Annotated in this window: 4 protein-coding genes; all 4 read right to left on the bottom strand. The window is 65.1% G+C overall.

Features of this window, described 5'->3' with window-relative positions; all coding sequences use genetic code 11:
• Window positions 1–170: 170 nt before the first annotated feature.
• The 4 genes from pbpC to ACVOLV_RS14575 all read right to left on the bottom strand — a co-directional run bounded on the left by pbpC (window position 171) and on the right by ACVOLV_RS14575 (window position 9,937).
• Window positions 171–2,576 (bottom strand): penicillin-binding protein 1C, encoded by a 2,406-nt coding sequence (gene pbpC, locus ACVOLV_RS14590; RefSeq protein ID WP_481555022.1) that lies wholly within the window; start codon window positions 2,574–2,576, stop codon window positions 171–173.
• Window positions 2,577–2,688: 112 nt separating this feature from the next.
• On the bottom strand, window positions 2,689–7,608 hold the full coding sequence (locus ACVOLV_RS14585; protein WP_481555021.1) for an alpha-2-macroglobulin family protein: 4,920 nt from the start codon (window positions 7,606–7,608) through the stop codon (window positions 2,689–2,691).
• A gap of 209 nt (window positions 7,609–7,817) precedes the next feature.
• Window positions 7,818–9,017, bottom strand: a complete 1,200-nt coding sequence (gene prpF, locus ACVOLV_RS14580) for a 2-methylaconitate cis-trans isomerase PrpF (RefSeq protein WP_481555020.1) — start codon at window positions 9,015–9,017, stop codon at window positions 7,818–7,820.
• 65 nt (window positions 9,018–9,082) lie between these two features.
• A complete protein-coding gene (locus ACVOLV_RS14575) occupies window positions 9,083–9,937 on the bottom strand; it encodes a hypothetical protein (protein WP_481555019.1) in 855 nt (284 codons plus the stop codon).
• Between the last annotated feature and the right edge of the window lie 2 nt (window positions 9,938–9,939).

Below are 9,939 nucleotides of genomic sequence, written 5' to 3'. Positions count from 1 at the left end.
CCCCTTTTTGTGTGTTTTTGGGGGGGGGGGCGCCGCCGGCAACGCCTACATTTCCAAACCCCGGCGCTGCCCTGAAATCTTATCCACTATCAGCTGCGCGGCTGACGCCGCTCCTACAAGCATCATCGGGAAAGCTTCTGCCGAGCATGGCTCGGCACTACATGCGCCCCTTAGTTCGCTACGCGGAAGCGTACGCGGGTCCAGCTGCCGTCGGCTGCCAGAGCGGTCAGGGTGTGCTCGCCGGCATCATCGAAGTCGCGGGTGAAGCTGCGGGTGCCCTGGGTCTGCGCTATCCAGCGGCCGTCGAGCAGCCATTCAATCGTGGATTCGCTACCCAGGGTGCGCAGCTGCAGGCGCGGGCCATGCTGTGCGCCGGGCGGTCGCGCCAGCGTGGCCAGATCATTCAAGCCTTCGATATGCAGCACCCCATCCGATTGCCGACCGTCATCGGCACAGTCCGCTGCCAGAGGCGGCAGGCTTTGCGCCTGCCGTTGCGCCGCGGTCAGCCATGGCGAGGCCATCGCTGGCCAGCGCGCGATCTCGCGATCCTCGATCTGCGGATGGCCTTCGCAACCGGGCGATAGCCGCTGGCCGGTCTTCGCATCCACCTGGAAACGCATGCGCCCGGATTGCCATAACCGCGCCTCGCGCTCCGGGAAGCTTGGTGGCACCACGCCGTCCAACGCCCAGGCAGGAAACCGGCGCTGGCACATCGCTGCTGGCGTCTGCTCGGCGGCGATGCCCAACGGCCAACAGATCTCGACCTCGCTGACGCTGTCTGGCCGTGCCCGCACTGCGTTGTCAGCGGCCTGGCGCGGCAGGCTGTCGATAACCTCGAACATCAGCGGCAAGGCCGTCACCGCGCCGTACTGGCCAGGCAACGGCGTGCCATCCGGACGACCAACCCAGACGCCGACCGTGTAGGAGCGAGTGCTGCCGATCGCCCAGGCATCTCGGTAGCCGTAGCTGGTGCCAGTCTTCCATGCAACGCGCGGTCGGTTGCCGGTATCGAACGTGCCTACTCCGTAACCGGGACGCGGATTGGATTCGAGCACATCACGCACGATCCACGCCGCGCCCGGTGAAACCAGCCGCCGCTCGATGCGTGGGTCTTTCGGCGTGTAGCGCACGCGACCGGCGATACCTTCGCGGTTCAAGGCCGAGAATGCACCGACCAGATCCTCCAGCCGTGCACCGGTGCCACCAAGGATCAGGGCAAGGCTCGGCTGGGTGCCATGCGGAAAACGCAGGTTGATGCCGGCATTGCCCAACCGTGCAGCAAACCGCGAAGGGCCAACCCGGTCCAGCAGATCCACCGACGGCACGTTCAAGGACAAGCGCAAGGCAGTAGCAGCACCGACCGGCCCATTGAATGCAGCATCGAAGTTACCGGGACGGTAGCCGCCAAAGCTCTGCGGCGCATCGACGATCAGGCTTTCCGAATGAATCAGCCCGTCGTCCAGGGCCATGCCATACAGGAACGGTTTGAGCGTTGAACCCGGCGAGCGCCATGCCTGCACCATGTCCACATGGCCGAGTCGGGACTTGTCGGCGAAGGTGACCGAGCCGACATAGGCGCGTGCCTCCAACGTGTTGTTGTCCATCACCAACAGCGCGGCCGAGGTGCGCTCCGGCAGTTGTGAGAAGTACGAGGAAACACGCTCTTCCAGCGTACGTTGCAGACCGCTGTCGATGCTCGTTTCGATCTGCGGCACACGCGGATAGGTGCTGCGCATGCGCTGTGCCAGCAAGGCGGCATGCAGAGGCTGTTGCAGTGAGCGCGCGACCACCGGCTCGATGCGTGCGTCGGCTACATCATCGGCCGACCACACCTTGAGCTCGGCCATGCGTGCCAGCACCTTGTCGCGGGCACGCTGCGCGGCCTCGGGATGGCGATCAGGGCGCAGCCGGCTCGGGGATTGCGGCAATACTGCCAGCAACGCGGCCTCAGCCTGCGACAGATGCGTGGCCGACTTGCCCAGATAGGCCCAGCTGGCCGCTTCCACGCCTTCGATGGTGCCACCATAGGGCGCGCGTTCCAGGTACAGGTCGAGGATCTGCGCCTTGCTCAGGTGTACTTCCAGTTGCAGCGCGCGCAGCAACTGTTTCACTTTGCCCCAGGGCGTGCGTGTATGCGGGTCGAGGATGCGCGCGACCTGCATGGTCAGGGTCGAGCCGCCGGAGACGATGCGTCGCTCCAGCAGCATCTGCTTGCCCGCGCGCGCCAGCGCCCACGGGTTGATGCCCGGGTGGCGCCAGAACCAGCGGTCCTCGTAGGTCAACAAAGCCTGCAGATACAGCGGCGAGATGGTCTTTGCGTCGGCCGGGTATCGCCACACGCCTTCGGCATCGGCGAAGGCTCGCAGCGGCGTGCCGTCACGCGCCACCACCAGCGTACTGGTATCGCGCGACTTCGGCAGGGGTGGAGGGAATGCAAGGTCCAGCACAAGCAGCAGCGTCAGCAGGGCGGCAACTGCCCAGCGCAGGTTGCGGAACTTAAGGACGGCGCGCACGCGGGGGCCAACGTGTTTCAGCCGGGACGCGTGCGTTTTCAATGGGGATGATTCTTCAGACATTGCCTGTGGAGCTGGGGCCGAACGGCTTGGCCGCGGAAGAGCTTACCCCTCCCCAGCCCTCCCCTTGCCTTCGGCAAAGGGAGGGAGCGGGAGCCGCTGCCTGACGCCGCGACTAAGGCTGCACCACCGTGATGGTGCTGGGGTTGGAGCGGCCAACGCCACGCATGTCGGGACGGTACATGTCCTCGGCCAACGGCGGCGGCACCATGTAGGTACCCGGGGTGACCGCACGCACCAGATAGAACACGTGCGCGGTGCTGCCGCGCGACAGCTTCAATGCGGCCACATAGCGGTCGTCGCGGAACTCCTCGTGCTTGACGTCGGCGGCGCTGGAGCGGTCACTCACCTTGACCTCACCCACCACCACGTCGGCCCACTGCTTGGCATCGCCGAGATTGAAGTTCTCGATTTCCAGGCCAGCCGGCAGCAGGTCGGTGAGCAATGCATCGGGCATGTTCGAGTTGGAGGTGACGCTGAGGCGCACGATCAGTGCCTCGCCTTCCTTCAACGGACGCGGCGTCCACGGCTTGCCGTCGGTGCCGAACCAGGAACGCTCGATGCCGATCACGCTGTTGTCCGGTGCCGGCGGCTGGCGCGGAATGCCGGCAACGTCGAGGCTGGCGAACATCGGTGCCTCGCCCTGCGGCGAGAACCGCACGCCCTGCGCCAGCTGCGCCATGTCGAAGACACGGCCAAAGGCCTTGCGTGCACTGATGTCCTCAACCTTGTCGCCGACTGCCAGCTCACCGGATACCAGCTTCTTCTGGTTGGCCATCAAGGCCTTGCCCAGACGCGCCAGCGCCACCTGCTCCTGCGTGCTCAGCCACATCAAACCACTGCCACGGCGCACATCCAATGTACGACCGAGATCAATCACGCGCGCGTCGTACTCCGGCTTGGACAGGCCACGCTCGTGCAACAACGCGATCATCAAGGCCTCATCGCGCAGGCGGGTGCCGTAGTCGCCAAAGTACTCCGGACGGCTCGCGGTGGACTTGGCGAAGCCTGCGGCAATCGCTGCCTGGCCACGCTTGCTGTCACCCTGGATCGCCAAGGCCGCGCCCAGATGCACCAGCGACAGGCCGGTCACCGCCTTGCTGCGCTCGTTGTCCCACAGCGTGCGCAGCGTGCCCAGCGGCGCGCGGTTTACCCGTGCCAACACATAGCCGGAATAGGCCTGGTTGGCGAACTTCAGGCCATCGCGGCTATCACTTCCGTAGAACTGGTTGCCGCCGCTGAGCAGGTCCTCGCTGATACGGTTCAACGCTTTCTGCAGCACGTTTTCCGGCACCGCGAAGCCGGCGTCCTTGGCGTCCAGCAGGAACTCGGCGACGTACGGCGTCAGCGCCGGGTTGATGTAGTCGTCATCGCCCCACATCGAGAAATTGCCATTGGACACCTGCATCGAGGCCAAGCGCCCGAACGCGCCTTCCATGCGCTCGCGGCGCACTTTGGCGTCCAGACCATCGGCACCCAGCATTGCCGAGGTGGCCTCATCCAGCATCAGCGCCGCATAGCCCTTGCTGGTGGTCTGCTCGGCGCAGCCGTAGGGATAGTTCAAGGCGCCCTGCAGGGCCGATGCGAACGGAATCGGCGGCAAGGCGCTGACCAGCATGCGCGCATTGACCGAGCCGCCCATCAGCCCATTGGCAAAGCTGCTGTCCAGAGTGATCGGCGCCAGCGGATCCAGCGTGCGGGTCTGCGAGCGCAGTACCGATGGCCACGCCGCACGCACCGGCAGGTCGTAGCGGCGGTCCACCTTGAAACCATTGCCATCAACGCGCACCCGCACCTTGGCCACGCTATAGCCTTCCTGCGCGCTCAGCGGGAAGCTCAGCGTGCTCTTGGCGTCCGCCGCCAGTTGCACCGTGCGGGTCGATTCGCCGATGCCGAGCGGGCCTTCACCGTCCACACGCACGTTGAACTCGCCGGCCTTGCCGGTGAAGTTCTGCACGTCGAGGGTGACCGTGCTGCGGTCGCCCGGTGCCATCACCCGCGGCATGCTGGCTTCGGCCAGGATCGGCGCACGCACCAGCGTTTCCACATCGCGGTTGCCGTAGCGGTCGGCCGAATAGACCATCGTCGACACGCGCAGCGTGCCGTTGAAATCCGGCACCTGCAGCTGCACCCGCGCATTGCCCTTGGCATCCAGCGCAACCGGACCTGAGAACAGGTCCACGGTCTGCACCCGCGCGGTCGGCCGCTTGGCCTGCGGCAAGGCCGCCAAGGCCATGTCGCCGCCGAACTTCAGCTTGCCGCTGTCACCCTCGAAACTCTCGATCACGCGGCCATAGATGTCATAGGCATCCACGCCCAACCGACGCTGCGCGAAGAAGTGCCCAGGCGCATCCGGTACCGGGAAACGGGTGATGTTGAGGATGCCCACGTCGACCGCCGAGACAGTGACGTGCGCCGGCTTGCCGGCCAGCTCAGGCGCGCTGACGGTGACCGTCATCGGCTGTTCCGGGCGCATCTGCTTGGGCGCGATCAGGCCGACCGCGACCCGCCGGTCGCGGCGATCCATCGGCACATGCGCCACGCCGACGGCACGCGCCGGGGTGATCTTGCTGGGCGCACTGCCGCCACGGAACACCAGCGCGGTGATGTAGACATCGTGCCGCTCCCAGTCCTTGGTCACCGGGATTTCAAAGGTACTGCCCGGCTTGGCATCGATGTCCTGCACGTACAGCATGCGATCGCTTTCGACCATCAGCACGCCACGGCCGGCATGCGGCGGAGTCAGCGTGACCTTGACGGTGTCGCCTGCGCGATAAGCGGTCTTGTCCAGCGACAGCTTGACCTTGTCAGGCCGTGCATCCAACCCACGGTTCTGATCGTCCCAGCTCCAACCGGCGCGGAACGGATAGCGCATGGTCAGGCCGGTGGCCGGATCGAACACGTCCACCCGGTACTCGCCCCACTCCACCGGGAAATCAAACCGGGTCGAGGTGGCACCGGCATCGACGGTGCGGGTTTCCTTGTTCTCGAAGCGGCGGGTGAAGTCGTAGTCCCAACGGTTGTCGGTATAGGTCCAGTGGTAGTCGCGCAGCTCGCGCACCAAGGTGATCTTCAGGCCCTTGGCCGGCTGCGGCTTGCCGTCGGCATCCACCCGCATCAGTTCGAAGCGGGCATTGGCGTTGGCGTCGGCGCCATCGGCGTCGTTGAACAAGGGACGCACGGCGACCAGCGCCGGGGCCGGCCACATCACCCGCTTCAAGGTGCGGGTAACGGTACGACCGCCAGTTTCGTAGACACTGCCGGACAGCAGCGCTGCCACGGTGGTGGCCTTGCCCGCCTCGGCCGGCAACGCAACGTCTTCGCGCAGCTTGCCGTCCTTGGGCAGGGTGGTGTCGATCACATCATTGGCTTCGCGCGGCAGCTGCACGGTCGGGTCACCGAAGAACCAGCCCGGCATCGACTCGACCGGATGCTGTTCGACCGCCACAGCCAGACGCGCGGTGAAGCGGTTGCCGTCTGCCGGCGCGCCATACAGATAGGCTGCATCGGCCTGCAGCTTCAGCGCCTCACCCGGCTTCAGCGTCTTCTGCGCGCTGTCCAGGTCAAGCTTCATGCGCTCAGGCAGGAATTCCTCGATGCGCAGGGTCATGCCCTGCACCGCTTCCTTGCTGGCTGGATCGGTACGGAACTCGACGGTCCAGCGCCCGGTGGGTGCTTCCGCCGGGATGGTCTGCTCGAACGCGAAGTAGCCCTGCTCGCCCGGCTGCAGACGGGTCTCGCGGAAGGTCTTGCCGTCCGGCTGCTTGAGCCGCAGGAACACCGGCTGGCCGCCGGTGGCCGGCCCGGCCAGGGTCTTGCCGTCGTTGTCGCGCAGCAGCGCGGATATGCGCACGGTCTCGCCCGGGCGGTACAGGTCACGTCCTGACCAGGCAAATACGTCGAAATTGGCGTTCTGGCGCCCGGCCACCGCAAACTCGCTCAGGTCCAGCGCTGGCTGGTTGAACGGCAGCATGGTGGTATCGCTGCCGCTGCTGGCGACCAGCACATGGGCGGCATCCAGCGTGTAGTTGAGCAGCGCATTGCCGTTGCCGTCAGTCTGGCCACGGAGGATGACCTCGCCCTTGCCGTCGATGACCTTCAGGTCGACCTTCTTGGCCGCTGCGCCATCGGCCAGCGAGGCGGTATGGACGAACAGCTTGTCCTTGTAGGCACGCGTATGCAGGCCGATGTCGCTGACGGTGAAGAACGAGGTATCGAACTCGTTGTCGAAACTGCCGGTGCGCTTCATCACCGCGAAGTACAGGCCGGGCTGCTGCAGCTCCTTCACGTCCTGGATTGGCAGATAGGTCAGCACCCGCTCGTTCTGCTTGCCACCAAGCACGAAGCGGTTGACGTAAACCGGCTCGGCCAGCTGGCTGAGCGGGGTCTTGTCACTGTACTCGCTGTCCAGCTCCCAACTGCCGCGGCGACCGCCGCGCTGGTACTGGCTGAAGAAGGCGGGCAGATCCTTTTCGCGCACGCGCAGGAACTCCACGTCCACCTCGGGCACGTTCACCGAGACCACCGGCAGACCGCGGCTTTCCTTGGACGGCAGCACGCTGCCCTGCGAGGCGAAGCCCACCGCCGGATCCAGCTCGCCAGTGAAGACCTTCTGCTTCACTTCCGTGCCCAGCCGGTTGCCGTCGGCGGCCAGCAGGTCTGCCGAGATGATCAGCGTGTATTCCTTGGCCGCCTCCACATAGGGATAGCGCAGGGTCTTGCCGTCATCGGACAGTGACCAGCTGCTGTCCTCGTTTCCGACCTTCTCCTCGAAGCGCAGCAGCTTGTCGAAATCCTGGGTGCCGACCAGCGGGCGCGAGAACTCCACCGCCAGCGCAAGGCCGTCACCACTCTTCTGGTCCGGGTAGGCGCGCAGCATGGCGAAGCCCTTGACCTCTTCCTGCTTGGTCTGGATCGCCTCACCACTGGCCCCGGGCAGCTGCCCGGTTTCGTTCCTGCTGCATCCTGCAACCAGGGCCAGCGCCACCAAGGCGGCCGCAGCCCAACGCATACGCTTCAACATCCTGTTACCCATGGCGTCCTCCCGCAGATCGCCCGAGTATAACCAGCCGGTTGTAAGGGCTTGTGTAGCGATGCGCCTTTTGCAGACGATTTGTCTGGAAGGTCGTCCGCCGCGCTACACCTGATCCGTGTGAGTCTTCGACACTGGAAGAAAGAAAAGGGCCGCTGATCCCAGCGGCCCTTTTCTGCTGCAGTCCGTGCTGCCAAGGACACGGCTAGGGCTTAGAAGGCCCCACCCGGCACGCGCACCCAACCTTCCATCAGGATGCGTGCACTGCGGCTCATCACCGCCTTGGTGACGGTCCATTGGCCATCGACCAGGGCGACCGCGGCACCAACGCGCAGCGTGCCGGAGGGGTGGCCGAAACGCACCGCATCACGCTGACCACCACCGGCGGCCAGGTTGACCAGCGTGCCCGGCACTGCCGCTGCCGTGGCGATGGCCACCGAGGCGGTGCCCATCATCGCGTGGTGCAGCTTGCCCATCGACATGGCGCGGGCGTTGAGGTCGATGTCGGCGGCGTGGATCTGCTTGCTGCCGCTGGACAGGTAATCCTGCGGCGGCGCCACGAAGGCAACCTTGGGCGTGTGCTGGCGTTTGAGTGCTTCTTCAGGCGTCTTGATCAAGCCCATACGCAGGGCGCCGGCAACGCGGATCGCTTCGAGCTTTGCCAGTGCCGCCTTGTCCTCATTGATGGCCGGCTGCAACTCGGCACCGGTGTAACCGATATCCGTCGCATTGATGAAAACCGTGGGGATGCCGGCGGTGATCATGGTCGCCTGCAGCTTGCCGACCCCAGGCACATCGAGCTCGTCGACCAGGTTGCCGGTGGGGAACATCGCGCCACCACCCTCGCCTTCGCCCTCATCGGCCGGGTCGATGAACTCCAGCACGATTTCCGCTGCCGGGAAGGTAACGCCATCGAGATCGAAATCACCGGATTCCTGCACCTGGCCGTTGGTGATGGGCACGTGGGCGATGATGGTCTTGTTGATGTTGGCCTGCCAGATGCGCACCGCGCAGATGCCGTTCTCGGGCACGCGTGCCTGATCCACGTAGCCGGCGTGCAGCGCAAACGCGCCAGCACCGGTCGACAGGTTGCCGCAATTGCCGGACCAGTCGACGAAGTCGGTGTCGATCGACACCTGCCCGTACAGGTAATCCACATCGTGGTCGGGCTTGCTGCTGGGCGAGATGATCACGCACTTGCTGGTGCTGGAGGTGGCCCCGCCCATGCCATCGGTGTGCTTGGCATAGGGATCTGGCGAGCCGATTACCCGTTGCAATAGATGGTCACGTGCCGGACCCGGCTGTTGTGCGCTGGCCGGCAGGTCTTCCAGGCGGAAGAACACACCCTTGGAGGTGCCGCCGCGCATGTAGGTTGCCGGGATCTTGATCTGGGGGGGCAGCGTGGTGCTCATCTCATCTCCAATCTTCAACAACGATCAATTTGGTCAACTGTCCTGCAGGCCATGCCAGGCCACAGTTACAGGCTTTTTGTCCTGAAAAGGATGCCAAGCAGATAGATCGGCGCGGTAACCACCGCGCCCACCGAGTCGAGCGGACCGGACTGCTCCAGCGCACGTCCTTCCAACCGCAGTTTCAGCCGCAGTGGCTGCGGCAGAGCCGATGCAGCAAGCAAGGCTTCGCGATCCTGCAGCTGCACCACGCGCCCGTTGCCTTCAAAGGTCGCGCTGTACAACTGCAGCTGCCCCGTCGGCAATTCGCAGCGCGGATCAGCGGCGACGCGATAGGCCCAGGGCTGGTCGCGCATGGGCGTGCGGGTATCCACCTGCAGCGACGTCAGCCGGAACGTCTCGGCTTGGGCCGGCGTGATCCGCGCGGCATCAAGCAACAGCATGTAACGGCCGAAAATCTGGGGCGCGCCCGCATCCAGCCCGAACCACAGATTGGCCTCCATCCCACCACACAGCACCGCATCCTTCAGCGGGCTTTGCGCCAATGCCTGATAGGCGGCAAAGCCCTCAGGCTTGATCTCGTAATCGCGCGCATCCCCGAGCAGATAGATCTTGTCGGGCGACTGGAATGCGCCCTGGATGAGGTCCTGCTGGTTGCGCGTGCCATGCCCACCTGTTGCGCAGGCGCAGGTACCCAACAGCACGAGCAAGGACAGCAACAGGCAACGTGGTATCGCAAGCGTCATGAGAGTCCGGGCATGAAAGGGGCGTCCTGATTCAAGTGCAAGCTGTGAGCATCTGTCAAACGACGACTGACACAGCCCATCCGTCGCGATTCCCACCACACCGCGGCATGCTCGGCCAGGCAGCCGCCACGACAGGTATACAACCTGCGGCGACGACGCCAGACCACGAATCAGCAAAG

This window comes from Stenotrophomonas sp. STEN023, from assembly GCF_056760135.1.
Note: the sequence above shows the minus strand (reverse complement) of the source record. Positions and strands in the feature narration are given on the sequence as shown.